The sequence below is a fragment of the Lentzea sokolovensis genome (assembly GCF_033949975.1).
Lineage (GTDB): Bacteria > Actinomycetota > Actinomycetes > Mycobacteriales > Pseudonocardiaceae > Lentzea > Lentzea sokolovensis.
On record NZ_JAXAVU010000009.1, the window covers coordinates 92,702 to 116,367 of the forward strand.

A 23,666-nucleotide genomic window follows, 5' to 3' on the forward strand; every position below is an offset into this window, starting at 1 on the left:
ATCCGCCATCAGCGAGGATGGACGTCGTGGAGAAACCGGCACTGGTGGCATCGGACGTCGACGGAACGATTCTCGGCACGAACGAGCAGGTGAGCGAGTACACGGCCGGGGTGGTGGGCAGGGTGCTCGCGACCGGCACGCCGTTCGTGCTGGTCAGCGGCCGTCCGCCGAGGTGGATGCCGCGCATCGCGAACGCACTGGGAGCCAACGGCTACGCGGTCTGCGCGAACGGCGCGGTGCTCTACGACGTCGGCGAGGACCGCGTGATCTGGCAGCGCGGCATCAGCCCGGTGCGGCTGATCGACCTGGTCCACGCCCTCGACACGGCCATCCCGGGGTGCGCGGTGGCCGCGGAACGGGTCGGCGAGCGGGCCGCGGACGTCCAGACGTTCGTCGCGGAGAAGGAGTACCGGCACGCCTGGCCGGAGGCGCACGACCTCGCCCCCCGGGCCGAGGTGCTCGGGCACCCGGCGATCAAACTGCTGGTCAGGCGCGTGGAGATGACCAGCGCCGAGATGGCGTCCGCGGCGACGGCCGTGCTGGGTGACGAGTTCGCCATCACGTACTCGACCAACGCGGGCCTGATCGAGGTGTCCGAGAAGGACGTGACCAAGGCCACTGGCCTGGCCGATGTCTGCGCACGGCTGGAGGTCGCGGCTGAGGACGTCATCGCGTTCGGGGACATGCCGAACGACATCCCCATGCTGCGGTGGGCCGGACACGGCGTCGCCATGGCCAACGCACACCACGAACTGCTCAAGGTGGCCGACGAGGTCACCGGTACCAACGACCAGAACGGCGTGGCCCAGGTCCTGGAGCGCTGGTTCTAGATGCAGAAAAGCGCCGCACCCGGTGAGGTGCGGCGCTTCTCGTCTTGTTCGCTCAGTCCTCGGCGGGAACCGGCACCGGAACGCCGCGGCGCTTCTGCACGTAGGCCACGAGCGTGGCCGAACCGGCCGCGGCCAGGTCGGCGATGGTGAACATGAGGCGCGAGACCAGGGCCAGCGCGATGGCCTGCGGCAGGGGCAGCACGGTGGCGATGGTGCCGGTGATGACGAGCTCACGGGCGCCGATGCCCGACGGCAGGAAGAACGCGAGCAGGCCCGCGGTCATCGACAGCGCCATGGCGCCGGTGGACAGGATCAGCGTGTCCCAGCGCGGCGAGCCGAGCGAGTTGACCAGCAGCCACAGGTGCACGCCGTAGCAGAGGTAGATGGCGACGGCCGTGCCCAGCGCCTTGAGGATCTCGATGCCGGTGAAGCGGCGCTCGATGGGCGCCTTGCGCAGGACCTTCAGCACCAGGTTGACCGACCACGTCAGCAGGCGCGGGTGCAGGAACGGCAGGCCGACGAGCAGCAGCAGGAACAGCCACAGCAGCTGGTTCGCCTCTGGACGGCCGGACAGCATCACGGGCAGCGCGGCGAGGCCGGCGATCAGCGACGCGAGCACGCCCATGCCCGTCGCGACCAGGCCCGCGGTGAAGCTGCGCGCGCGGTTGACGCCCGCCTCACGGGCGAGCTCCATCGAGAGCAGAACGGCCCAGACGGCGCCGGGGACGTACTTGCCCAGCTGGCCGACGAGGTAGAACTTCGACGCGTCGGCGAACCGGACCGGAGCGCCCAGGTCGGACAGCACGATCTTCCAGACCAGCGGGCCGAGGAAGATGCCGACGAACACCGCGACCAGCGACAGCACGACCGACTGCCACGGCAGCTTGACCAGTTCGGGGTAGACCTTGTCCCACTGGGAGTAGACCGACCACGCGGCGGCGGCGAGCACGGCCACGATGAGCACGCGCTTGGCCCAGGCGATGACGACTGTCTTGCGGGTGGTGGCCGGAGCCGGAGGTTCGACCTTCTCAGCGTCGGTGGCAGCCACGTCGGGCTCGACGGTCATCGGTTCTCCGCTTCCTGCTTCGCTTCCCAGCGACGAGCCGGGCACGGCGGGCTGGGCGTCCATGAGGGGGGTCGTACTTCCTACGACGCGGATCCACAACGGACCCTGAAAAGGATCACTCCATCAGGCAGGTAGCCTGTGGTCCGCGCCTGGTCTGCACCTGGCAGTAACACCGGGGTAACTGTACCGGACGCATCCAACCGTCTCCGGAAGTGGAAAGTCTGCTGCATGATTCCGATTACCGTCGTCGACGTCCAGGACGCCGAGCCGCTCGTGCTGGAAGTGCTCCGCTCCGGTGTCATCGCACAGGGACCGATGGTCAAGCGGTTCGAGGATGCTTTCGCCTCCGTTGCGGGTGTGCCTCACGCGGTCGCCGTGAACAACGGCACGACCGCGCTGGTCGCGTCCATCCAGGCGCTCGACCTGCAGCCCGGTGATGAGGTCATCACCACGCCGTTCACCTTCGTGGCCACGCTGAACGCGATCCTCGAAGCCGGCGCCACCGCCCGGTTCGCCGACATCAGCGCGGTCGACTTCAACCTCGACCCGGAGAAGGTCAGCGGCGCGGTCACCGACCGCACCAAGGTCCTCATGCCGGTCCACCTGTACGGCCAGATGGCCGACATGGGTCGTCTCGTGCCGCTCGCGCAGCAGCACGGTCTGACGATCGTCGAGGACTCGGCGCAGGCGGTCGGCGCGACCTTCGAGGGCAAGCCCGCCGGCTCGTTCGGCATCGGCTGCTTCTCGCTGTACGCCACCAAGAACATCACCACCGCCGAGGGCGGCGTCATCACGACGTCGGACGACGCGCTGGCGGACAAGCTGCGCGTCATGCGCAACCAGGGCATGCGCGCCCGCTACCAGTACGAGATGGCGGGCCACAACTACCGCCTCACGGACCTGCACGCGGCGCTGGGCATCCCGCAGCTGGAGAAGCTGCAGCAGCTCACCGACGCGCGCCGGCACAACGCCGAGGCGCTGTCCAAGGGCCTCGACGGCGTGACGGGTCTCACCGTCCCCGCCGTGCTGCCGGGCCGTGAGCACGTGTGGCACCAGTACACGATCCTGGTCGGCGACGACGCCCCGGTGACCCGCGACGAGCTCGCGGCGAAGCTCACCGAGAAGGGCATCGGCAACGGCATCTACTACCCGAAGCTCGTGTTCGACTACGACTGCTACCGGGACAACCCTCAGGTCATCGCCTCCGACGTGCCGGTCGCGCAGAAGGTCGCCGAGCAGGCGCTCTCGCTGCCGGTGCACCCGAAGCTGACCGACGCAGAGCTCGAGACCATCGTCTCGTCCGTCCGGGAGGTGTTCGGCGCGTGACCGCCCGTCCCAAGGTCGCCCTCGTCGGCGCCGGCACGATGGGCTCGCTGCACGCCCGCGTGCTGTCGCAGTCCGACCGCGTCGACTTCAAGTTCGTCGTGGAGCAGAACGCCCAGACCGGTCAGGCCATCGCCGACCGCTTCGGCATCGAGCACACCAGCTCGCTGGACGGGCTGAAGGACGTCGACGCCGTCGTCATCGCGGCCGCCACCGAGGCGCACTACGCCATCGCCAAGCAGGCGCTGGAGCTCGGCAAGCCGCTGCTCATCGAGAAGCCGCTGGCCGCGACGTACGCGCAGTCGGAGGAGCTCGTCGCCGAGTCGGAGAAGCGCGGCCTGCCGCTCGTCTGCGGCTTCCTCGAGCGCTTCAACCCGGCGATCCTCACCGCGAAGCAGTTCGTGGGCGAGGTCGTGCAGATCAACGCGATGCGGCACTCGCCGTTCGTGCCGCGGATCAAGACCGGTGTCGCGGGCGACCTGCTCATCCACGACGTCGACCTCGCGATCCGCTTCGTGGGCAACGCCCCGGCCGCGGTGAAGGGCTCGTTCGGCTTCTTCCACAAGCAGTCGCAGGACAACGGCTCCGAGGACTCCGCGGACGCGACCATGTCGTTCGAGAGCGGTGCGCTCGCCACGATCTCGGCGTCGCGGATCAGCCAGCGCAAGGTGCGACAGATCTCGGTGCTGGAGATCGACCGCCTGATCGAGATCGACCTGCTGCGCCGGGACATCACGATCTACAAGCACGTGGCGGACTCGCCCGCGGCGGACGGTGTCGGCTACCAGTCGCAGACCGTCATCGAGCTGCCGACGATCCTGCAGAGCGCCGAGCCGCTGGCCGCGCAGCTGAACCACTTCCTGAACCTGCTCGAGCTGGGCGCCGGTTCGGACGAGGTGACCGCTGAGCGCAACGCGATCCTCCCGGCGCACAAGGTCGTGCACGAGGCGACCCTCTCGGCCACCAACGGGAAGGCCTGACGCGATGCGCATCGCGATCATCAACAACTTCTTCCCGCCCCGGATGGGCGGCAGCGCCTACGTGTCGGACACGCTGGCGCGGTACTACGCGGCGCAGGGCCACGAGGTCCTGGTCATCACCGCCGCGTACGGCGGCGCGCTGCCGGTGGAGGAGCGCGACGGCATCAAGATCGTGCGTCTGCCGTCCTGGACGCTGCCGGAGACCCGCATCTCGTTCAACTTCGACATCACGTTCGCGTTGAAGTGGGGCAACCGCAAGAAGGTCTTCAAGCTGCTGGACGGCTTCAAGCCGGACGTCGTCCACCAGCACGGTCAGTTCTTCGACCTGACCTGGCAGAGCGGTCTGTGGGCGCGCAAGCGCAACGTGCCGTCGGTGCTGACGCTGCACACGCGTCTGCAGAGCCCGATGAAGCCGATCCACGCGATCTTCCGCATGCTCGACGCGATCGTCGTCAAGCCGATCACGTCGTACAACAAGCCGACCAAGCTCGTCGCGATCGACACGATCTTCTACGAGTACATCAAGAAGCGTTACAAGACGCCGGACGAGCGCATCGAGAAGCTGGCCGTCGGTGTCGAGCTCGACCGCTTCCACGACCTCGACCACGCCACCGAGCGCGCGAAGATGCGCGAGCGGTTCCCGGAGGTCGGGGACGGCCCGGTCATCGCGTCGCTCGGCCACGTGATCCCGGTCCGCGACCGGATCAACCTGGTCAAAGCGCTGCCCGAGGTGCTCAAGAAGCACCCGGACACCAAGGTCCTGGTCATCGGCGGTCTGTACAACACGCAGTTCCTGGACATCGCCAAGCAGCTGGGTGTCGAGCACGCGGTGATCTGCACGGGCACGCTGCCGAAGGCGGAGATCCCGGGTCTGCTCGCGGGCGCCGACATGGAGGTCCACGACCTGCAGGGCTTCGGCATCGGCATCGCGTCGCTGGAGGCGATGGCTGCGGGCGTCCCGACCGTCATGGCCGAGCGGGCCGACTACTTCCCGAACGCCGTGATCACCAACGGCACGGAGTCGCTGCTCACCAAGCCGGGCGACCACTCCGCGCTGGCCGAGTCGATCAACCGGCTCATCGAGGACGAGGGCGTCGCCAAGAAGATCGGCGAGGCCGGCCGTCAGTGGGTCTTCGACAACTTCGACATGCCGAAGATCTGCGAAGCCAACCTCGACATCCTCAAGAAGATCTCGGGTAAGGCCTGACGTGAGTCACGTCGTCGTGATCGGCGGAGGGATCCTCGGACTCTCCGCCGCTCACGAACTTCTCCGGCGCGGTCACGACGTGACCGTGCTGGAGAAGGAGTCGCACTGGGCGGCGCACCAGACCGGGCACAACAGCAACGTCGTGCACGCCGGTCTGTACTACAAGCCCGGTTCGCTCAAGGCCCGCATGTCGGTGGCGGGCAACGCTTCCATGGTGGCCTTCGCCAAGGAGCACGGCGTCCCCGTCGACGTCTGCGGCAAGCTGGTCGTGGCTACTTCGACCGACGAACTGCCCCGTCTGAACGCCCTGGCCGAACGTGCTGAAGCGAACGGCGTTCCCGCCAGGCTGATCTCCCCCGCCGAGGCTCGTGAGTACGAGCCGGAGGTGTCCGCCGTCTCCGCCCTGCGCGTCGAGTCCACGGCGATCATCGACTTCCCGGCCGTCTGCCGGGTGCTCGTCGGCCTGCTGTCCGGTGCCGACCTCCGCCTGAACTCCCCCGCGCTCGCCATCCGCTCCACGGACACCGGTGTCGCGGTGGCCACGCCGCAGGGCATCGTCCGCGCCGACGCGCTGGTGAACTGCGCCGGCCTGCACAGCGACCGCGTGGCCAGGCTCGCCGGGCTGCGTCCCAAGGCGACGATCGTCCCGTTCCGCGGCGAGTACTACGAGCTGCGTCCCGAACGGCGTGAGCTGGTGCGCGGCCTGATCTACCCGGTACCGGACCCCGCGCTGCCGTTCCTGGGCGTCCACCTGACCCGGATGCTGGACGGTTCCGTGCACGCGGGCCCGAACGCGGTCCTGGCGCTGCGCCGCGAGGGCTACCGCTGGGCCCAGGTCAACCCGCGTGACGTGTTCGACGTGCTGCGCTTCCCCGGCACCTGGAAGCTGGCCGCCCGGTTCGGCCGGACCGGCCTGGACGAGGTGCTCAGGTCGTTCTCCCGCAAGCGTTTCGCGGCGAGCCTGGCCCGCCTGGTGCCGGCCGTCGGTGAGGACGACATCGTGCGCGCCGAGGCGGGTGTCCGCGCCCAGGCGATGCTGCCGGACGGCTCGCTGGTCGACGACTTCCTGATCGAGTCCGCACCGCGCCAGGTGCACGTGCTGAACGCGCCCTCCCCCGCCGCGACCAGCGCGCTGGAGATCGGCCGGCACATCGCCGACGAGACCGTCGCCACGCTCGTTTGACCTGGTCAACACACCTGTAAAGGTCCTGTAGGCCGCCTGTAGATCCTGTCGCAGCCAACTTGCAGATGACTTGCAGGCGCTGCCCGCAGAGTTCGTGCTGTCAACAGAACAGCCCGAAATTCTGGGGGGGCGAACGAAATGCGACTGCGACGGATGGCGACCCTGCTCGCTCTGGTTGCGACGGCGGTGACGTTGCTGGGGCCGATCGCCGGACAGGCGGCACCGGAGCCCGGCACGCTGGTCACCGATGGCGGGTACGCCAAGCAGGGCAAGGAACCCGAGCCCGGCTTGCGGATGGCCGCGAACAACCCGATCGCGAGATCGGAGGTCATGAAACGGGCCGAGACCTGGCTCAAGGCGCGGGTCCCGTACAGCCAGACCTCCTGGTACGCCAACGAGTACGGCAGCTACCGCGCGGACTGCTCCGGCTTCACGTCGATGGCGTGGGGCATGGACAACAGCTACACGACCTACTCGCTGCAGCCGTTCATGCACTCGATCGCCAAGTCGGAGCTGAAGCCCGGCGATGTGCTGTGGAAGCACAACAGCGACCAGCAGCACATCGCGATCTTCGTCCGCTGGGCTGACGGCGCGCAGACCCAGGCAGTGGTCTGGGAGGAGTGGGACTTCGGCCAGGTCGCCGAGCAGCGCACCTGGAGCGCCTCCTACACGGCCTCCTACGCGGCCAAGCGCTACAACAACATCGTCGAGGACTCGGTGGGTCAGACCGGTTCGTCCTTCTCCGGTGACGCGAAGACCGACGTCGGGTTCATCTCCGCGGACGGCAACGTGAAGATCTGGCGCAACGGTCGTGGCTTCGCGGAGAACCCGTGGGACGCCGACGCCGTCGTGGCCTCCGGTTTCACCGACGAGAACGCCCACTTCGCCGACCTCGACGGCGACGGTGACAAGGAGATCATCACCGTCCTGCCCGACGGCCAGGTCAAGGCCTGGCGCAACGGCCGCGGTGTCACGGCGTCCCCGTGGGACGGCGAGGCGATCATCGCGTCCGGCTTCACGAACCAGTCGCTGCACTTCGCCGACCTCGACGGCGACCGCAAAGCCGAGATCATCACGGTTCTCCCCGACGGCCAGGTCAAGGCGTGGCACAACTACCACGGCTTCACGAACAGCCCGTGGGACAACGAGGCCATCATCGCCTCCGGCTTCACCAACGACTCGCTGCACTTCGCGGACCTGAACGCGGACGGCAAGGCCGAGATCGTCACGGTCCTGCCCGACGGCCAGGTCAAGGCGTGGCGCAACTACTGGGGCTTCAAGGCGAACCCCTGGGACAACGAGGCCATCATCGCCACCGGGTTCACCAACCAGTCGCTGCACTTCGCCGACCTCGACGGCGACGGCAAGGCCGAGATCGCCACTGTCCTCCCCGACGGCCGTGCGAAGGCCTGGCACAACTACCACGGCTTCGCGAACAGCCCGTGGGACAACGAGGTCATCTTCGCCACCGGCTTCACCAACGCCAACCTGCACCTGATCTAGCCCGACGCGAGTCCGGAAAGGACAGTCATGAAGAAGCTGACCGCAACCCTGCTCGCCACGGCGTTCGCAGGTCTGGTGACCGGCACCGCCTACGCCGCACCGCCGGAAGCCGAGTCACAGCAAGAAAACCGGGACAGTGCCCTGAACACGATGGTCGCCGCGGGGCTCCAGGACGACTACATCAACGTCGCCGGCCCGGCCGCTCAGGCCGTGCAGGCCGAGTTCCGGATCCCGGCCTCGGTGACCACCTCGCAGTCGATTCTCGAATCCGACTGGGGCCGCAGCAGCCTCTCCACCAACGACAAGAACTACTTCGGCTTCAAGTGCGTGAACTCGTCTAGCCCAGGCCCGATCGCGATCGGCTGCCACGCCTACCAGACCACGGAGTGCACGCCGACCTGTCATCCCGAGACCGCGTACTTCCGGGTCTACCGCTCGATGACCGACTCGTTCCGCGACTACGGCCGGCTGATCACCACGAGCGGCATCTACGACAGCGCCCTGCCGTACCGGGAGAGCAACCCCGACCAGTTCATCCGCGAGGTCGCGAAGAGGTACGCGACGGACCCGAACTACGCGAGCAAGAACATCTCGTTGATGCAGAACTACAACCTCTACCGCTTCAACACGGGTGGGCCGACCGCGACGGCGGGGTCCTCGTTCTCGGGTGACGCCAAGACCGACATCGCGTTCATCTCCGCCGACGGCAACGTGAAGGTGTGGCGCAACGGCCGCGGCTTCGCCCAGAACCCGTGGGACGCCGACGCCGTCGTCGCCAGCGGTTTCACCGACGAGAACGCCCACTTCGCCGACCTGGACGGCGACGGTGACAAGGAGATCATCACCGTTCTGCCCGACGGGGCCGTGAAGGCGTGGCGCAACAACGGCACGTTCGGCCCGAGCCCGTGGGACGCCGACGCCATCATCGCCACCGGCTTCACGAATCAGTCGCTGCACTTCGCCGACCTCGACGGGGACCGCAAAGCCGAGATCATCACCGTCCTGCCGGACGGCCAGGTCAAGGCGTGGCACAACTACCACGGCTTCACGAACAGCCCGTGGGACAACGAGGCCATCATCGCCTCCGGCTTCACCAACGACTCGCTGCACTTCGCCGACCTGAACGCGGACGGCAAGGCCGAGATCGTCACGGTCCTGCCCGACGGCGGAGTGAAGGCGTGGCGCAACTACTGGGGCTTCAAGGCGAACCCCTGGGACAACGAGGCCATCATCGGCTCCGGGTTCACCAACGAGGGCCTGCACTTCGCCGACCTCGACGGTGACGGCAAGGCCGAGATCGTCACGGCGCTTCCGGACGGTTCGGTCAAGGCGTGGCACAACTACCACGGCTTCGCGCAGAACCCTTGGGACAACGAGGTCATCTTCGCGACCGGCTTCACCAACGCCAACCTGCACCTGATCTGACGACCGCTCCGAAACAAAGGCCGCACCGGACGTCCGGTGCGGCCTTTTCGCAGCTCAGCAGCCCTGCAGAAGATTTGCAGATGATTTGCAGGCGTGCCCGGCAGAGTTCGTGTTGTCAGCAGCGTCGTGCCCGCCCCGCTGGGGGTGGGGCGGGCACGGCAGCATTCCGAGGGGGAAGAAATGAGCCGCTCACTCGTCTTCGTCATCATCGCCGCCGCACTCGGCCTGGCCGCGTGCACGTCCGCACCCGCGCCGAACACCGCCGCCGAGCGGCCCGCCGGCACGGCCGCGACCACGATCACCGACCAGCCGAAGAACGTGGTGAACACCGACACCCGCCTCGGCTACGGCTCGCTCAAGCTGGGCATGACGCTGGAGGACGCGAGGACCACCGGCCTGACCGACCTGACCTGGGACAGCGAGGGTGACGGCGCCTGCGTGGGCGACGACGCGGTCGCGATCTCCAAGCGGTACGGCGTCGTGCGCATCACGCTGCCGGCGGAAGCCAAGACCTCCAAGGGAATCGGCATCGGCTCGACCTACGCCGCGGTGAAGAAGGCCTACCCGACCGTCTCCGCGTTCCGCGCGGGCTGGTCGGCGAGCATCGCCGAGAACGCCGGCTACTCCTTCATCGGCAGCTCCGAGACCGACCAGTTCGCCGACACCGACAAGGTCGTCCACATCAAGCTGCACACGTACAACGCCGACTGCTCGATGTACCTGCTCTGAGCCGGGAATCCCTGGGGGGAAGAAAGATGAACCGCTCGCTCGTCCTGGTCACCATCGCCGCCGCACTCGGCCTGGCCGCGTGCACGTCCACGCCCGCACCGGACACCGCCGCCACCGCCACCGCCACGTCCGTGCCGTCCAGCACGACGCCACCGCCCGTCCAGGTGGTCACCACGGTCGTGACGCAGACCGTGACCAACCCGCCGCCTCCACCGGCCAACCCGGTGATCGGCTCGTTCGGCTACGGCGACCTCAAGCTCGGCATGACGCGCCAGCAGGCACTGGACGCCAAGCTCATCGGCCCGGACATCTCCGGCTTGTCTGGCGCGTACTGCACGTTCCACGACATCATCGGCACCGGCGGGCGGGCCTACGTATCCAAGGCGAAGGGCGTCTCGTCGATCTTCTTCGGCGCGGACATGTCGTCAGACGGCGTCGGCTCCGGCGCGACGGAAGAGAAGCTGAAGGTCGAGTACACCAACCTGAAGCCCTCCATCGGCACCTCCTACACCGCCAGCGCCGACGGCAACTCGAACGCCTACTTCCACTTCCTGGTGGACAAGGGCATGGTCACCACGGCCGTGCTCAACATCAACGGCCAGGACTGCCACAGCTAGCCCGGAAACGACGAAAGCCGCACCAGGCTCCAGTGCGGCTTTCGTCCTCTGTGGACTGTCAGCTTTGGACGGTCACCAGACGGGTGAACTCCGCGGGCAGGTTGAAGCCGTCCCAGTGGTCGGAGAACGTCAGCGCGTTGCCGAACGGCACGATGCGGTCGATGCCGCGTCCGGCCAGTTCGTGGGCCAGTGCCTCCAGTTCCTCCTGCGAGAAGCCGAACACCGACAGCGTCTGGTCCTTGCGCTGCACCATGGGCACCAGCGCGGACAGCGTCGGCAGCGTGGCGAACGGGAAGGTGCCCGCGCCCAGCCACTCGCGCGGCACGTCCGCCGCCGCCGTCAGCTCCAGGGTGGCGACCGCGTTGCCGTCGAACGAGATCGACTTCGCGTGGCCGTCCGCCGCGACGCCGTAGGCGGAGACGCGCTTCTGCACGGCCATCGCGGGCTCGACGACGTGGTTCTTCGATTCGAGCACCGCGGTGAGCTCGGCCCGGAACTCGGTCCGCGCCTGCTGGCCAGCGACCTCGTCACCGACCCAGAACAGAGCGCGCGGCGACGAGCAGGCGGCCTGGTCGAACCAGTACGAGTCGTTGTAGAAACCGACAGCCACGTCGCGCTTCTGCTCCGGCGTCGCGGAAACCCAGCCGTCGACGGAGATCAGGGCGAACGAGGCGCGGTCGGGGAACGTGACGTCGCGCGCGTGCGGTGCGAGCGGCATCTTGCGCACCTCGTTGACGGCGCGGTCGCCGCCCCAGATGACGCGCAGGTCGCACGCCGCGGACAGTGCCGCGGTCACCTTGTCGTCGCGGTCGTAGGTGACCATGACCTGGGTCTGCGCGACGGCCGGGTGGGCGTCCTTCAGCGCGTCGTTCAGCGCCTCGACGACGGCTTCGGCCGCACCGGCCGAACGCGGCGAGATGCGCACGACGTTGCTGTTGCCTGCCAACGCGGACAGCGCCCACGAGTACACGAAGATCGTGTCGACGTTGGCGGGCGGGATGTGGAAGACGAGGCCGCGGCCGAAACGCAGCACGCCCTGCGGGGTCTCCAGCTGGCGCAACACCTTGTTGATCTCGCCGCGGCGCAGGAAGAAGCCGAGCGACGCGAGTTCCGGGTAGCGGCGGGCCATCTGCGGGGCGAGCAGCTTGCGCGCGAACTTCACCAGGAAGTCGACGATCCGCTCGTCGCCGACCTTCAGCCGGCCGTCGGTGGGCTCGCCGGAGATGCTCGCGAGGAGCTCGTCGACCGAGGAGACGTCAGATCCTGCCGGGAAACGGCGCTTCATGAGGCCACAGCTCCAGAGAAGGTGTCCGAACAGCCGCGCGCCTCGGCCCGCGGGAGCCTGCCGAGCACGGAGAACCGCTTGCCGGGCCAGTCGCCGTCGTCGACGCCGTGCACCACACCGAGGTCCTCGGTCAGCAGCACGTGGCCCGGGTAGCTGCGGGGCAGCGTCGAGACGACCTCGATGACACCGGGAACGCCGACGGGCTGCTCCTCCCAGGTCTCCGGGTTGCGGATGATGACGTCCGCGAAGTCCGGGCAGTACAACGAGTTCCCGGAGCGGCCTTCGAGGAAGACCGTGCCGATCTGCTCGATCATCCCGTAGTAGTTGTAGATCTGGGTCAGGCCCGTGTCCTCGGCGAAGCGCTTGCGGAACTCGGCGTTGTCGACCGCGATGTCGATGAGCTTCTTCCAGCCACCGGAGTGGATGAGGATGCCGTTCGACAGGTCGAGCTTGTGCTCACGCGCGACCTCGTAGAGGTACTGCCACACCATGAAGGTGAAGCCGAAGATCAGGAACGGCTCGGAGCCGTGCTTGGCGAGGAACTCCTTGACCGCCTCGACGTCCGGCTGGTCGTTCTCGTCCAGCGCGTAGACGTGGCTGCGGCCGAACGTCGCCATGCCCAGCACGCCGGCGCCGCGAGCGGAGAACGAGCGGCGGTTCTTGATGATGCCGACGGTGTCGGCCATCAGCATCGGCAGCCGCTTGCCGCCGAGGACCTCCTGCAGCGTCGCGCCGAGCTGCCGGGTCTGCACCGCGGCGGCGTCCTTGTCGAGGTAGATCCGGGACGCGCCGCCGCCGGTCGTGCCGGACGACGTGAGCACCTTGAAGACCTCGGAGTCCGGAATGGACTTCAGCTCGTGCGTCTTGAACATGCGCACCGGCAGCCACGGCAGGTCGTTCAACGACCCGAACTTCTCGCCGGACTTGTGGCCGAGCGACGACAGGATCCGGTCGTACTGCTCGGAGTTCGCGCGGTGGTGCTCGGTCAGCTCGGTCAGTTCGGCCAGCAGCGCGGTCTCGCGCTCGGCCTGACTGCGTCCGAAGACGCTCATACCTGTGCCTCCAGTGACCGGTAGTCGATCTTGCCGCTGGGCAGTTGCGGGAACCCGTCCGCCGGACGCACGTCGAAGCCCGTGACGTGCAGGTGCAGCGTCTCGGACAGCAACTTCGCGGCCTGCTTGCAGGTGTCCTTCTCGGCCCTGTCGAGGAAGACGACGACCTTGTCGCCCGCGGGCACGGCGGCGGCTGCGCCGAAGCCCTTCACGATCTGCTCCAGGTCGTCCAGGTTGACCCGGTTGCCGAACACCTTGCCGATTCGCTTGAGCCGGCCGGTGATGTAGAGGAACCCGTCGGCGTCGAGGTAACCGAGGTCGCCGGTGACGAGCACGCCGCCGGTCTCGTCGCCGAGAGCGAGCTCGGCTTCGGACTCGGCGTAGCCCATCATCACGTTCGGCCCGCGGTACACCACCTCACCGGCAACACCGGGCTCGGTGATTTCGTTCCCGGCCTCGTCGCGGATCGCGAACGTGCCGCCGGGCAGCGCCGGGCCCGCGGAGCCGAGCTTCTCGGTGAGCCGGTCGGCCGGCACCGTGGCCATCCGGGGCGCGGCCTCGGTCTGGCCGTACATCACGAACATCTGCCCGCCGGCGGCGCGCATCTTGTCGTTGAACTCGGTGACCAGGTCGGTGCGGAGCTTGCCGCCCGCCTGCGTCAGGGTGCGCAGCGTGGGGTACTTGGCCGGGTCGAACCGCAGCCGGCGCAGCATCTCGTAGTGGTACGGGACACCCGCGAGCGACGTCACGCCGTACTGCGTGACCGCGTCCCAGAACGGCCGCGCCACGACGCCGGAGCCCTCCAGCAGCACCGTCGCGCCCTTGCGCAGATGGCTGTTGAGCACGGACATGCCGTAGCTGTAGTGCAGCGGCAGGCTGGTCGGCGCGACCTCGTTCTCGTCGATGCCGAGCACCTCGGCGATCGCGTCGGCGTTCGCGAGGATCGCCGAGCGGGACAGCCGCACGAACTTCGGGTTACCGGTGGAGCCGCTGGTCGGCAGCATCACGGCCAGGTCGGGGTGCGGGGCGACGCCGTCCGCGTCCTCGCGCACCCAGTCCTGGGAGTACCCCGGCGCGGGTTCGTCGTCGATGCCCAGCACGGCCGCGGGGCGGAAGCGGGACACGAGCCCGTCCAGCACCTCGCGGTCCTGCGCCGGGTCGAGCAGCGCGACGGCGCGTCCGGCCTCGAACGCACCCAGGTACCGCAGCACGCTCGTCAGGTCCAGGCCGACCCGGAGGAACAGCACCCCGGACGGCAGATCGGCGAGTTCCTTCGCCGCCTCGGACACGCGTCCGGCGAGCTCGGCACCGCCGAGCAGCTCACCGGTCGCGGCGTCACGCAGGCGGGCCTGAGCGTGCAGCAGCGTCACAGCACCAAACCTCCGTCGATCCCGAGCACCTGACCGGTGACGAACGAGGCGTCGTCACTGCTCAGGAATCGGATCACCTTGGCCACTTCTTCCGCGGTGCCGAGCCGGCCGAGGGCGGTGTCGCCCTTCACCCGCTCCAGCACCTCGTCGGACTGCTCCGAGATCAGGTCGGTCTGGATCACGCCGGGCGCGACCGCGTTGACCCTGATCCCGTGCCTGCCGAGTTCCTTCGCCGCGGACTTCGCGGCCGCGACCAGCGCCGCCTTGGACGCCGCGTAGACCATCTGGCCGGCGTTGCCGCGCTCGCCGACGATCGAGCCGATCAGCACGATCGAGCCGGTGCGCTTGCGCATCATGGCCCGCGCCGCCGCCTGCACGGAGTTGATCGTGCCGGCGACGTTCGTGGTCAGCGTCCTGGTGACGTGCTCGTCGGTGAGCATGCCGATGAGGCCGCCCTCCAGCACGCCGGCGCTGGCCACGAGCACGTCGATGCGCCCGTGCTCCTTCGAGATCGCCTTGAAGACGTCCTTGATCGCGGCGGAGTCGGCGACGTCGAGCGCCATGCCGTGAACGCGTTCACCCAGCTCGGCGGCACGCTTCTCGGTCGTCTCGCGATCGCGGCCGGTGATGACGACGGTCGCGCCCGCCTCGGCCAGCGCCGCGGCGGTGGCGAAGCCGATGCCACGCGTGCCGCCGGTGACGACCGCTACCTTGCCGGCGAAGTCACTCACCAGCGCCGAGGCCCTTCAGCATGTCGACGGCGACCTTGAAGCTGCTCATGTCGATGACCTGCTCGGTCTCGAACTCGACGTCGAACTCGTCCTCGATGGCGGCGACGAGCGCCATGTGGCCGACCGAGTCCCACTCATCGATGTCGCGGTACTTCAGGTTCTCGACGTCAACCGAGTCGTCGAGCTGGAGGGCGTCCACGAAGACACCACGAAGACGGTCGTTCAGGGACATCGTTCTCTCGTTCTCTCGGACGGTCTGGGTCAGTGCTCGTTCGAACGCTCGGTCCACGCCTTGAGCAGCGCGGCGAGCTCCTCCGGCAGGCCGGCGGGAACCTCCGCCTCCTTGCCGGTCAGGAAACCGGTGAGAGCGGCGATCGCGGCCTCGTCGCAGCCGCGCCGCGACAGGCCGATGACGTTGACGCCGGTGGTGCGGGCCGGGTTGCCCAGGGTGATGGTGAACGCACCGACCTCCTTGCGGATGGCCGAGCCGAGCCCGATCATCGCGCCGGGGCCGATCTGCACACCCTGGTGCACGACGGTGCCGAGGCCGATGTTGGAGCCGCTCCACACGTGGCAGTGGCCGGCGATCTGCACGGCGCTCGTGATCACGACGCTGTTGTCGATCGTGCAGTCGTGCGCGACGTGCGCGCGGCCCATCACGTAGTTGTCGCTGCCCAGCGTGGTCGCGTGGCTGACGCCCTGGTTGATCGTGACGAACTCGCGGATGCGGTTGCGGTCGCCGATCACCACGCCGGGGCCGTCGTTCTCGCCGTCCCAACCGGCCAGGTGCGGCGCGCTCAGGTACTCGGCGGGGCCGCCGATGCTGACGTGCGGGCCGATGAAGTTGCCGTCACCGATCCGGGCGGGCCCGGCGATGACCGTGTACGGCCCGATCACGTTGTCGTCGCCGATCTCGACGTCCTTGCCGATGATCGCGGTCTCGTGAATGCGGTTCGCCACTGATCCCTGTCCTGCCCGTGAGTTGATGTGTAACCCACGTCACCAGGGCACTTCCACCCGACGGGGCCGGTAGGCCACTCTACTTCACGGGCAGAACAGGGCCTGACCGGCTACGAGTTCAGGAGACCCAGGCTCGCGTCCATGACGATCCGTTCAGTGGTGCCGGCGGCGGGCACCGCGGTGTCCGAGAACTTCAGCGGGCCAGGCCACGCGTAGGAGACGCAGTAGCTGTTGATCCCGGCGATGGCGTTGTCGCCCTGGTTCCACCCCGCCTCGTAGCCGGCGTGCAGGTTGCCGCCGGAGCGCAGCGTGTCGTTGTCCGCGACGTAGCCCTCGCACTCGTTGGCATATCCCATGACCCAGAGGTTTCCGGGGAAGGCCGCGTGCAGCTTCACGTCGTAGGCGGACACCGGCTCGTGCGCGAGGGCCAGGACGCTCAGGCCGCCGAACCGCCAGCGCTGGATCGGCATCGGCATCGAGGTGGGCAGCTGGCCCCCGTCGATCAGCTTCACCATCAGGGCGGCGTGCCGGCGGTTCGGGTCCGTCTGCGGCATCACCTTGAGCCGGAGCTTGTACTTCGCGCGGACCGCGGCCAGCACGTCCGGGTTGGCGGTGTTGGTGTGGAACGGCAGGTCGACCTCGGTCATCGCCGTGGCGACCGGTCCCGTGACGGCGTCGAACCCGTCGTCGCCGAGGACGTCGAGGACCGCCTGGCCCAGGACGGTGCCCAGCTGCTCTGTGGTGGCCGGGACGTGCGGGTTGTTCGCCTCCTGGTCGCCGCACGCGCCCTGGACGAACAGCGCGGGCACGCCCAGCTCGTTCTCGATCAGTTCGGAGGCGACGGCCGGGAACTCGCCGTCGAACACCTCGTCGTTGCCGCGCGAGACCGGGTGGCACGCCGCTCCGAACACGACCGCGAACAGGTCGCCGTCGGTGTTGTCGAGGCGTAGCACCGGCACGGTGTCCAGTACGGAGAAGTCGTCCGCCACGCGGTTGTGGCCGATCTTGGCCTCGCCCTCGGCGTACGACAGCGTGACGTCGGTCCGCTCCAGGTTCAGCGTGTCGCGGACCAGCTGCACCAGCGCGTCGGTGATCAGCCACGTCGTGCCGTTGACCGCGTCGACGTCGGCCTGGCTCAGGCCCATCATCACGTGCGGGCTCGGCTTGGTGTCGCCGTACAACGGGCCCGAGTGCGTGTGGCTCGCCAGCAGCATCAGGTCGTTCGCGGCGACCAGTCCCTCGGCTACGAGGGTCCCCCTGATCGCCTGGTTGACGTCCCTCGGGATGCTGATGAGGTCCGCGCGCAGCAGGACCTTCGGCACGCCGCCGTCCCAGAGCACGAGGCACTGGGCGCGCAACCGGCGGGCGATCGCGCCGTGGTTGCCGCGCGGGCCCCACCCGTACCCGCCCATCCACAGACTCGGATAGGGCGGGTTCTCCGGAGTGATGTCGACTTCGCCGACCGCAGCTTCGAATGACATGACAACTAACCCCCTGCTTGCCGACACCACACCCCCATGTGGTGTTCTGCAAGGAGGACGCCGTCAGGCCCGGCGAAATACAGGTTTTGGAAAAGTTTTACCTGAGAACTTCCAGGCCGCCCATGAACGGACGCATCGCTTCGGGGACGACGACGGAGCCGTCGGCCTGCTGGTGGTTCTCCAGGATCGCCACGATCCACCGGGTGGTGGCCAGCGTGCCGTTGAGCGTGGCCGCGATCTGCGACTTGCCGTTCTCGTCGCGGTAGCGGATGTTCAGGCGGCGCGCCTGGAACGTGGTGCAGTTCGACGTCGAGGTCAGCTCGCGGTACTTCTGCTGCGTCGGCACCCAGGCCTCGCAGTCGAACTTGCGGTGCGCCGACGTGCCGAGGTCACCCGTCGCCGTGTCGATGACGCGGTAGGGCACCTCGATCTTGGCGAGCATCTCCTCTTCCCACCCGAGCAGCCGGGCGTGCTCCGCCTCGGCGTCCTCGGGCTTCACGTAGGAGAACATCTCGACCTTGTTGAACTGGTGCACGCGGATGATGCCGCGGGTGTCCTTGCCGTACGAACCCGCCTCGCGGCGGTAGCACGACGACCAGCCCGCGTACCGGCGTTCCCCGTCGAGGATCTCGTCGGCGTGGTAGCCGGCGAGCGGCACCTCCGACGTGCCCACGAGGTACAGGTCGTCGTTCGGCAGGTGGTAGATCTCGCTCGAGTGCGCGCCGAGGAAGCCGGTGCCCGCCATGATCTCCGGCCGCACCAGCGTGGGCGTGATCATGAGCTCGAACCCGTTGGCCGTGGCCTGCGCCGCCGCCATGTTGAGCAGCGCGATCTCGAGCTGCGCGCCGACGCCCTTGAGGAAGTAGAACCGCGAGCCACCGACCTTCGCGCCGCGTTCCATGTCGATCGCGCCGAGCTTGGTGCCCAGGTCGAGGTGGTCCTGCGGCTCGAAGTCGAACACGCGCGGCTCACCGACGGTCTTGACGACCACGAAGTCGTCCTCGCCGCCGACCGGCGCGTCCGGGTGCACCAGGTTCGGGATCTTGGCCAGGAGTTCCTGGACCTCGTCGTTGGTGGCGTGCTGCTCGGCCTCGGCGGCCTTGACCTCCGCGGCCAGGTCCTTCGCCTTGACCAGCAGGGCCGTGCGATCGTCGCCCTTCGCCTTGCCGACCTCCTTGCCGAGCACCTTCTGCTCGGCGCGCAGGGTGTCCGCGCGGGAGATGGCGGACCGCCGGCGCTCGTCCGCGGACAGCAGGCTGTCGACGACGCCCTCGTCCTCGCCACGAGCACGCTGCGACGCGCGCACTGTCTCCGGGTTCTCGCGCAACACCTTGAGGTCAATCACCCTGCGAAGGGTAGTCCCCGGAGGATTCCCACTTCACGCGGATATCCGGTTCGGGCTGCTCAACGAATGCCCGTGGCCCGGCGTTGGAGCAGTGGAAGGCTTGTCGTGCTCAACGACTGGTTCGAGAACTGGGGGCAGGCGATGCGCCGTGGCTGAGTGGCTACCGCCAGACCCGGACGACCGGGCGCACTTCGAAGGCGAGGCCAGGCGGAACCGCGCGCTCGCCGCGGTCGCGGTCGTCATCGGCGTCGTGGCGCTGGGCTTCTGCCTGCCGGCGCTGCCACGCGCGCTGGCGACGGAGTCCCCCGGCTACTACGTCATCGGCGACGTGCCCGACTGCCGCGCCAGGACCTACTGCCTCTCCCGCACCGGCACGTTCACCAGCGACGACCGCCAGGTGATCGGCAAGCCCGTGAGCATGGACGATCCGTTGCCCACGTCGCTGAGACAGGGCGACAGCGTTCGGGCGTACGACATCGGCGCGGCCGACGTGTTCACCCAGACGAAGCGCAAAGGCGTGAAGTACGAGTGGCCGATCATCGCCACCGTCCTGGCTTCGATCGTGATCGCGGTCGGGGTGCAGGGGTTCTCGCAGAACCGGAAGTGACCGAACTCCGAGGGACCCGGCGCCTGAGCACCGGGTCCCTCGGCGAAGCGGGTACTAGATGATCGCGACGGCCACCACGAGGCCGAGCGCCACGTGCGCCGCGGCCACGACGACGGAGGCCGGGGCGAAGCGGTCCGACTCGATCAGCGAGCCGATGTCCAGACGGGTCACCCACTCCAGCAACCGGACGGCCGCCACCTGCACGATGATGCCGAGAAGGCCGTAGATCAGGGAGGAGAGCAGGCCCTCGTCGAGCTTGCCCGCCGAGCTGTAGATGGCGACGACGACGATCAGCGCCATCGACACGAGGCCGGAGGCGGTCACGATGACGGCGTTCGGGGCCCCGTTGCGGACGAGGGCGGACAGCTTGCCCGGCGTCGTCCAGTCGATCGCGTAAAAGCCGAACACCATGAGGATCAGACCGACGACGGCGTACAGCGCGATCGCGCCGATGCCCCGGCCGATGGCCGAGCCGAAGCCGGGGTCCAACGCGAGCGTGTAGTCCATTTCCCGTTCCCTTTCGGAGTCTTACTCAACAATTCGATGCGGCACGAACGCCGCGCCATCGTCGGTCACCAGACCGACCGTTTCCCGGATGCCGAGGCCTGCCGACGTGTCGCCGACGACCCAGGCACCCAACGCGGGGCGGTAGCCGTCGAACTCCGGAAGCGGATCGAACAGCTGGTAGACGAAGCCTTCTTTGCCGTACACGCCGCCGGTCTGCGTTTCGTAGCCGGGAGCGACGATCTGGATGTTCGACCCCTCACGGCCGAGCAGCGGCTTGCGCACGTACTCGGTGAGCATGCCGGGGTCGTTCAGGAAGGCGGGGAGCAGGTTGGGGTGGCCCGGGTACATCTCCCACAGGATCGCGAGCAGCGCCTTGTTGGAGAGCAACATCTTCCACAGCGGCTCGACCCACAGCGTGCCGGGCAGCGACTCGACGGCGTGGCGGCCGAACTGCTCCTCGACCACCCACTCCCACGGGTAGAGCTTGAAGACCGTGCCCATCGGGGCCTCTTCGAGGTCGACGAACCGGTTGAGCAGCGTGTCCCAGCCGACCTCCTCGATCGCGAGGCCCACGGTGTTCAGACCGGCCTCCGCGGCCGTCTCCTGCAGGCAGGCGATCGTGAGGTGGTCCTCGCCGGACGGGTCGGCGCCCGACCAGGTGAAGTGCAGTTCGCTGGAGGGCAGCTTGGCGCCGATCTCCGTCCACCGCTCGACCAGGCGCTCGTGCAGCGAGTTCCACTGGTCGTCGTCCGGGAAGACGTCTTCCTTCCACTGCCACTGGATGTAGCCGGCTTCCAGCAGTGACGTGGGGGTGTCCGCGTTGTACTCGAGCATCTTCGCGGGGCCCGTGCCGTCGTAGCGCAGGTCGAAGCGGCCGTAGACGTGCGGGTCACGGCGGCGCCACGACTCGGCGATGTGCGGCCACACCCACTCGGGGATGCCGAAGTCGCGGTACCGCTCGGTGAGCACCACGTTGTCCACCGCGTCGAGGCACATGGAGTGGAGCAGCTCGACGTCGGCTTCGAGCGAGAGGATGTCGCTCATCTCGAACACGTAGTGCACCGACTCGTCCCAGTACGGACGGTCGGCGCCGTTCGCGTACTTCGCGGGCAGGCCGAACACCAACCCCTGGTCAGAGACCGTCCGCTGCCAGTTCGGCCGCGGCTGCGAGGTTTCACGACGCAACTGTGCTCAGCCTCCGCTGCTCTTCGAGCCGCTGCTGACGCCGAAGCCGCCGCGCTGGACCGACGTGCCCGACTTGGTGCTGACGTTCGCACCCTTCGGGATCGTGTAGCTGCCGCCGGTCACCTTCTGACCGACCGCGCCCGTGCCGCCGTAGTTGTAGCGGTACGAGCTGCCACCGATGTAGATGAAACCGCCGCTGCTGTAGCCACCATGGCTGCTGTAGTACGACTGGTCGCAGTAGTCGTCGTCGACGATCACGTTGTTCGAGTCGGTGCACTGCGCCGTGACGTTCTTGGGGCTGGCAGCCGCGTACCAGATCGCGACCAGCGCGATCACGCCCACGGTCACGCCACCGCCGATGAGCAGGCGTTTGCGCGTCTTCCGCTTCTTCTCGAAGGCGGCGGACTCGGCGGCGAACCGCTCCTGCTGCGCCTTCAGCGCGGCGGCACGAGCGCGTTGCTCGGCGACCGTCGCCTGGCGCGGCTTCGTCATGCCGGCCTGTTGCTGGCGCACCTTGCCCTTGGCGGGCGGCTGTCCCGGCTGGTTCTGGCCAGGCCGAGGTGCCGCCGGCTGGTACGGCGGCGGCTGCTGGCCTGCCTGCTGAGGCTGACCGGGCTGTTGCGGCTGGCCGGGCTGTCCCGACGGCGACCCAGGCTGGGGCGTCGGCTGGCCAGGTCCTGGCAGGTTGTTGTCAGTCATCACCACTCCCGCGGGCAAGGTACCTAGCGAGTCAGCTGAAACATGGCCAATTCAGTGACGAGTGTCCTAATAGCAACACTCGACCCAACCCGGCGCACAGCCGTCTCACACGGCACGGGCATCATGGTTGAGATGTCTCCGAGCGCCGGTTGGTTGAGTCGATCTGGTCACATCCGCGACACGCGGCTTGTGATGGTCGGCGCTTTCGTGGGCGCGTTCGGCTTGTTGATGTTGTCCGCGTTCACGTCTGTGCTGGCAGGAGGCCCGCTCGGCACCAAACGCGAGCTCGTCAACGCCGCGTACCAGGCCGTCGCGGGCGAATGCCTCAACTGGGAGAAACCCGACCTGTCGGACGCGCAGAAGGTCGACTGCACGGCCGCGCACAAGTTCGAGGTCACGGGAACGGCGGACATCACCGCCGCGTACCCGAAGGAAGCGCCGTTCCCGAACGGCGAGGCCTGGGAGAAGATCGCGCAGGACAACTGCGCGCAGGCGTCGACCACCTACATGGCCGGCAAGCTCGACCCGAAGGGCAAGTACGGCGTCAGCACCCTGAACCCGGACGAGAGCCGCTGGTCGAGCGGCTACCGCCAGCTCAGGTGCGGTCTGCAGGTCACGGCCCCCTCCGGCGCGGCCCTGCCGTCGTTCGGCAGCGCGAAGACCCAGGACCAGTCGAACGTCTACGACCCCGGCGTCTGCGTCGCGCTCGCCGACAACAACACGGTCGGTGACCCGATCGAGTGCGCCAAGCCGCACGCGTTCGAGATCGTCGGCGTCGTGCAGCACCCGGAAGGCGCGTTCGTGGCGCCCGAGCAGCAGGACACCGTGATGTCCGAGAAGTGCGCCGCGATAGCCGCCGAGTACACCGGCGGCGCCGACCTGAAGGCCAAGAACCTGCTGATCACCTGGGACACGCGCGCCGAGGAGAGCTGGGCCGTCGGCTCGCGCAAGGCCAACTGCAAGATCGGCGCCGTCCCCCAGGGCGAGAAGCTCGTGGCGTGGGAGGGCTCCGTCCGCAACCCCAACGGCGCGCCGCTGACCACCGCGAACCCGCCGCAGACCACCTCGGTCAAGGCCCAGGCCGAACCCACCGGCGCCCCGCTGCACTCCGAGTCCGGCCAGCCGCCCTCCGGCGAGTCCGGCAAGCCCCAGGACTCCGGCAAGCCCGACAAACCGTCCTCCAGCGCGCCCCCTTCGAGCACTGAGAACCGATGACCGTCGAGATGACCCGGGCTCGCTTCGACGAGCTGGTAGAAGAGGCCCTGGACCTGGTCCCGCCCGACTTCATGCACGCGATGAACAACGTCGTGGTGCTGGTCGAGGACCGCAACCCCGACGAGCCGTCCCTGCTCGGGCTCTACCAGGGCATCGCGCTGACCGAGCGCAACTCCGACTACGGCGGCGCGTTGCCGGACCACATCTTCATCTACCGCGAGGCGATCCTCGACATCTGCGACAGCGAGGACGACGTCATCGAAGAAGTGATCATCACCGTCGTGCACGAGATCGCGCACCACTTCGGGGTGGACGACGCCAAGCTGCACGAGCTGGGCTGGGGCTGACCTGCGCCTCACCCGTGGC

24 protein-coding genes are annotated in these 23,666 nt (G+C 68.2%); 12 read left to right on the plus strand and 12 right to left on the minus strand.

The window, feature by feature from the left end; translation table 11 throughout:
* Positions 1 to 17: 17 nt before the first annotated feature.
* Positions 18 to 830 carry an HAD family hydrolase gene (locus SK854_RS17750; RefSeq protein WP_319976213.1) on the plus strand — a complete coding sequence of 271 codons (813 nt, stop codon included), beginning with the start codon at positions 18 to 20 and terminating at the stop codon, positions 828 to 830.
* Positions 831 to 882: 52 nt separating this feature from the next.
* Here the strand turns inward: SK854_RS17750 and SK854_RS17755 are convergent, their stop codons facing one another.
* Entirely contained in the window at positions 883 to 1,896 is a 1,014-nt protein-coding gene (locus SK854_RS17755) for a lysylphosphatidylglycerol synthase domain-containing protein (RefSeq protein WP_319976214.1), read from the minus strand.
* 228 nt (positions 1,897 to 2,124) lie between these two features.
* On the opposite strand from SK854_RS17755, the gene SK854_RS17760 reads away from it, so the two are divergent.
* From SK854_RS17760 to SK854_RS17795, 8 genes are all read left to right on the plus strand, one after another.
* Positions 2,125 to 3,222 carry a DegT/DnrJ/EryC1/StrS family aminotransferase gene (locus SK854_RS17760; RefSeq protein ID WP_319976215.1) on the plus strand — a complete coding sequence of 366 codons (1,098 nt, stop codon included), beginning with the start codon at positions 2,125 to 2,127 and terminating at the stop codon, positions 3,220 to 3,222.
* Positions 3,219 to 4,199: a Gfo/Idh/MocA family protein gene (locus tag SK854_RS17765; protein WP_319976217.1), complete on the plus strand. Its 981-nt coding sequence runs from the start codon at positions 3,219 to 3,221 to the stop codon at positions 4,197 to 4,199. Before SK854_RS17760 ends, SK854_RS17765 begins: the two co-directional genes overlap by 4 nt.
* A gap of 4 nt (positions 4,200 to 4,203) precedes the next feature.
* Positions 4,204 to 5,406, plus strand: coding sequence for a glycosyltransferase family 4 protein (locus SK854_RS17770; RefSeq protein WP_319976218.1), 1,203 nt, complete (start codon positions 4,204 to 4,206; stop codon positions 5,404 to 5,406).
* Position 5,407: 1 nt separating this feature from the next.
* Positions 5,408 to 6,589, plus strand: a complete 1,182-nt coding sequence (lhgO, locus tag SK854_RS17775; protein WP_319976219.1) for an L-2-hydroxyglutarate oxidase — start codon at positions 5,408 to 5,410, stop codon at positions 6,587 to 6,589.
* A gap of 138 nt (positions 6,590 to 6,727) precedes the next feature.
* Positions 6,728 to 8,092: a C40 family peptidase gene (locus tag SK854_RS17780; protein WP_319976220.1), complete on the plus strand. Its 1,365-nt coding sequence runs from the start codon at positions 6,728 to 6,730 to the stop codon at positions 8,090 to 8,092.
* 27 nt (positions 8,093 to 8,119) lie between these two features.
* Complete coding sequence (locus SK854_RS17785) at positions 8,120 to 9,517, plus strand: glucosaminidase domain-containing protein (protein ID WP_319976221.1); 1,398 nt, start codon at positions 8,120 to 8,122, stop codon at positions 9,515 to 9,517.
* A 180-nt stretch (positions 9,518 to 9,697) separates the two neighbouring features.
* A complete protein-coding gene (locus SK854_RS17790; RefSeq protein WP_319976222.1) occupies positions 9,698 to 10,246 on the plus strand; it encodes a hypothetical protein in 549 nt (182 codons plus the stop codon).
* Positions 10,247 to 10,272: 26 nt separating this feature from the next.
* Positions 10,273 to 10,863, plus strand: a complete 591-nt coding sequence (locus SK854_RS17795; protein WP_319976223.1) for a hypothetical protein — start codon at positions 10,273 to 10,275, stop codon at positions 10,861 to 10,863.
* Positions 10,864 to 10,921: 58 nt separating this feature from the next.
* On the opposite strand, the gene SK854_RS17800 is transcribed toward SK854_RS17795, so the two are convergent.
* The 8 genes from SK854_RS17800 to serS form a co-directional block, all read right to left on the minus strand.
* Positions 10,922 to 12,148 (minus strand): acyl-CoA reductase, encoded by a 1,227-nt coding sequence (locus SK854_RS17800; RefSeq protein ID WP_319976224.1) that lies wholly within the window; start codon positions 12,146 to 12,148, stop codon positions 10,922 to 10,924.
* A complete protein-coding gene (locus SK854_RS17805; RefSeq protein WP_319976225.1) occupies positions 12,145 to 13,200 on the minus strand; it encodes a LuxE/PaaK family acyltransferase in 1,056 nt (351 codons plus the stop codon). Before SK854_RS17805 ends, SK854_RS17800 begins: the two co-directional genes overlap by 4 nt.
* Positions 13,197 to 14,570, minus strand: coding sequence for an AMP-binding protein (locus SK854_RS17810; protein ID WP_319976226.1), 1,374 nt, complete (start codon positions 14,568 to 14,570; stop codon positions 13,197 to 13,199). Before SK854_RS17810 ends, SK854_RS17805 begins: the two co-directional genes overlap by 4 nt.
* A complete protein-coding gene (locus SK854_RS17815) occupies positions 14,567 to 15,301 on the minus strand; it encodes an SDR family NAD(P)-dependent oxidoreductase (protein ID WP_319976227.1) in 735 nt (244 codons plus the stop codon). The genes SK854_RS17810 and SK854_RS17815 overlap by 4 nt, the downstream gene beginning before the upstream one ends.
* Positions 15,294 to 15,533, minus strand: coding sequence for an acyl carrier protein (locus SK854_RS17820; RefSeq protein WP_319976228.1), 240 nt, complete (start codon positions 15,531 to 15,533; stop codon positions 15,294 to 15,296). Before SK854_RS17820 ends, SK854_RS17815 begins: the two co-directional genes overlap by 8 nt.
* A 29-nt stretch (positions 15,534 to 15,562) precedes the next feature.
* Positions 15,563 to 16,261: a UDP-N-acetylglucosamine acyltransferase gene (locus SK854_RS17825; RefSeq protein ID WP_319976229.1), complete on the minus strand. Its 699-nt coding sequence runs from the start codon at positions 16,259 to 16,261 to the stop codon at positions 15,563 to 15,565.
* A 110-nt stretch (positions 16,262 to 16,371) separates the two neighbouring features.
* A complete protein-coding gene (locus SK854_RS17830) occupies positions 16,372 to 17,742 on the minus strand; it encodes a hypothetical protein (protein WP_319976230.1) in 1,371 nt (456 codons plus the stop codon).
* Positions 17,743 to 17,839: 97 nt separating this feature from the next.
* Positions 17,840 to 19,087: a serine--tRNA ligase gene (gene serS, locus SK854_RS17835; protein ID WP_319976231.1), complete on the minus strand. Its 1,248-nt coding sequence runs from the start codon at positions 19,085 to 19,087 to the stop codon at positions 17,840 to 17,842.
* A gap of 148 nt (positions 19,088 to 19,235) precedes the next feature.
* Between serS and SK854_RS17840 the strand changes: the two genes are divergently transcribed.
* Positions 19,236 to 19,694: a hypothetical protein gene (locus SK854_RS17840; RefSeq protein WP_319976232.1), complete on the plus strand. Its 459-nt coding sequence runs from the start codon at positions 19,236 to 19,238 to the stop codon at positions 19,692 to 19,694.
* A 54-nt stretch (positions 19,695 to 19,748) separates the two neighbouring features.
* On the opposite strand, the gene SK854_RS17845 is transcribed toward SK854_RS17840, so the two are convergent.
* The 3 genes from SK854_RS17845 to SK854_RS17855 are packed head-to-tail and all read right to left on the minus strand — an operon-like array spanning position 19,749 to position 22,085.
* Positions 19,749 to 20,201 carry a DUF350 domain-containing protein gene (locus tag SK854_RS17845; RefSeq protein ID WP_319976233.1) on the minus strand — a complete coding sequence of 151 codons (453 nt, stop codon included), beginning with the start codon at positions 20,199 to 20,201 and terminating at the stop codon, positions 19,749 to 19,751.
* 21 nt (positions 20,202 to 20,222) lie between these two features.
* Complete coding sequence (locus SK854_RS17850; RefSeq protein WP_319976234.1) at positions 20,223 to 21,386, minus strand: glutathionylspermidine synthase family protein; 1,164 nt, start codon at positions 21,384 to 21,386, stop codon at positions 20,223 to 20,225.
* A gap of 6 nt (positions 21,387 to 21,392) precedes the next feature.
* Positions 21,393 to 22,085, minus strand: a complete 693-nt coding sequence (locus SK854_RS17855; RefSeq protein WP_319976235.1) for a hypothetical protein — start codon at positions 22,083 to 22,085, stop codon at positions 21,393 to 21,395.
* 192 nt (positions 22,086 to 22,277) lie between these two features.
* Here SK854_RS17855 and SK854_RS17860 point away from each other — a divergent pair, with 192 nt between their 5' ends.
* Positions 22,278 to 23,300: a septum formation family protein gene (locus SK854_RS17860; protein WP_319976236.1), complete on the plus strand. Its 1,023-nt coding sequence runs from the start codon at positions 22,278 to 22,280 to the stop codon at positions 23,298 to 23,300.
* On the plus strand, positions 23,297 to 23,647 hold the full coding sequence (locus tag SK854_RS17865; RefSeq protein WP_319976237.1) for a metallopeptidase family protein: 351 nt from the start codon (positions 23,297 to 23,299) through the stop codon (positions 23,645 to 23,647). Before SK854_RS17860 ends, SK854_RS17865 begins: the two co-directional genes overlap by 4 nt.
* The last annotated feature ends 19 nt before the right edge of the window (positions 23,648 to 23,666 follow it).

Bases quoted from the DNA above. Each gene is read 5' to 3' on its own strand.
- SK854_RS17750 (WP_319976213.1), top strand. From the start codon at position 18: ATGGACGTCGTGGAGAAACCGGCACTGGTGGCATCGGACGTCGACGGA.
- SK854_RS17755 (WP_319976214.1), bottom strand. From the start codon at position 1,896: ATGACCGTCGAGCCCGACGTGGCTGCCACCGACGCTGAGAAGGTCGAA.
- SK854_RS17760 (WP_319976215.1), top strand. From the start codon at position 2,125: ATGATTCCGATTACCGTCGTCGACGTCCAGGACGCCGAGCCGCTCGTG.
- SK854_RS17770 (WP_319976218.1), top strand. From the start codon at position 4,204: ATGCGCATCGCGATCATCAACAACTTCTTCCCGCCCCGGATGGGCGGC.
- SK854_RS17780 (WP_319976220.1), top strand. From the start codon at position 6,728: ATGCGACTGCGACGGATGGCGACCCTGCTCGCTCTGGTTGCGACGGCG.
- SK854_RS17785 (WP_319976221.1), top strand. From the start codon at position 8,120: ATGAAGAAGCTGACCGCAACCCTGCTCGCCACGGCGTTCGCAGGTCTG.
- SK854_RS17790 (WP_319976222.1), top strand. From the start codon at position 9,698: ATGAGCCGCTCACTCGTCTTCGTCATCATCGCCGCCGCACTCGGCCTG.
- SK854_RS17795 (WP_319976223.1), top strand. From the start codon at position 10,273: ATGAACCGCTCGCTCGTCCTGGTCACCATCGCCGCCGCACTCGGCCTG.
- SK854_RS17800 (WP_319976224.1), bottom strand. From the start codon at position 12,148: ATGAAGCGCCGTTTCCCGGCAGGATCTGACGTCTCCTCGGTCGACGAG.
- SK854_RS17805 (WP_319976225.1), bottom strand. From the start codon at position 13,200: ATGAGCGTCTTCGGACGCAGTCAGGCCGAGCGCGAGACCGCGCTGCTG.
- SK854_RS17820 (WP_319976228.1), bottom strand. From the start codon at position 15,533: ATGTCCCTGAACGACCGTCTTCGTGGTGTCTTCGTGGACGCCCTCCAG.
- SK854_RS17830 (WP_319976230.1), bottom strand. From the start codon at position 17,742: ATGTCATTCGAAGCTGCGGTCGGCGAAGTCGACATCACTCCGGAGAAC.
- SK854_RS17845 (WP_319976233.1), bottom strand. From the start codon at position 20,201: ATGGACTACACGCTCGCGTTGGACCCCGGCTTCGGCTCGGCCATCGGC.
- SK854_RS17855 (WP_319976235.1), bottom strand. From the start codon at position 22,085: ATGACTGACAACAACCTGCCAGGACCTGGCCAGCCGACGCCCCAGCCT.
- SK854_RS17860 (WP_319976236.1), top strand. From the start codon at position 22,278: ATGGTCGGCGCTTTCGTGGGCGCGTTCGGCTTGTTGATGTTGTCCGCG.
- SK854_RS17865 (WP_319976237.1), top strand. From the start codon at position 23,297: ATGACCGTCGAGATGACCCGGGCTCGCTTCGACGAGCTGGTAGAAGAG.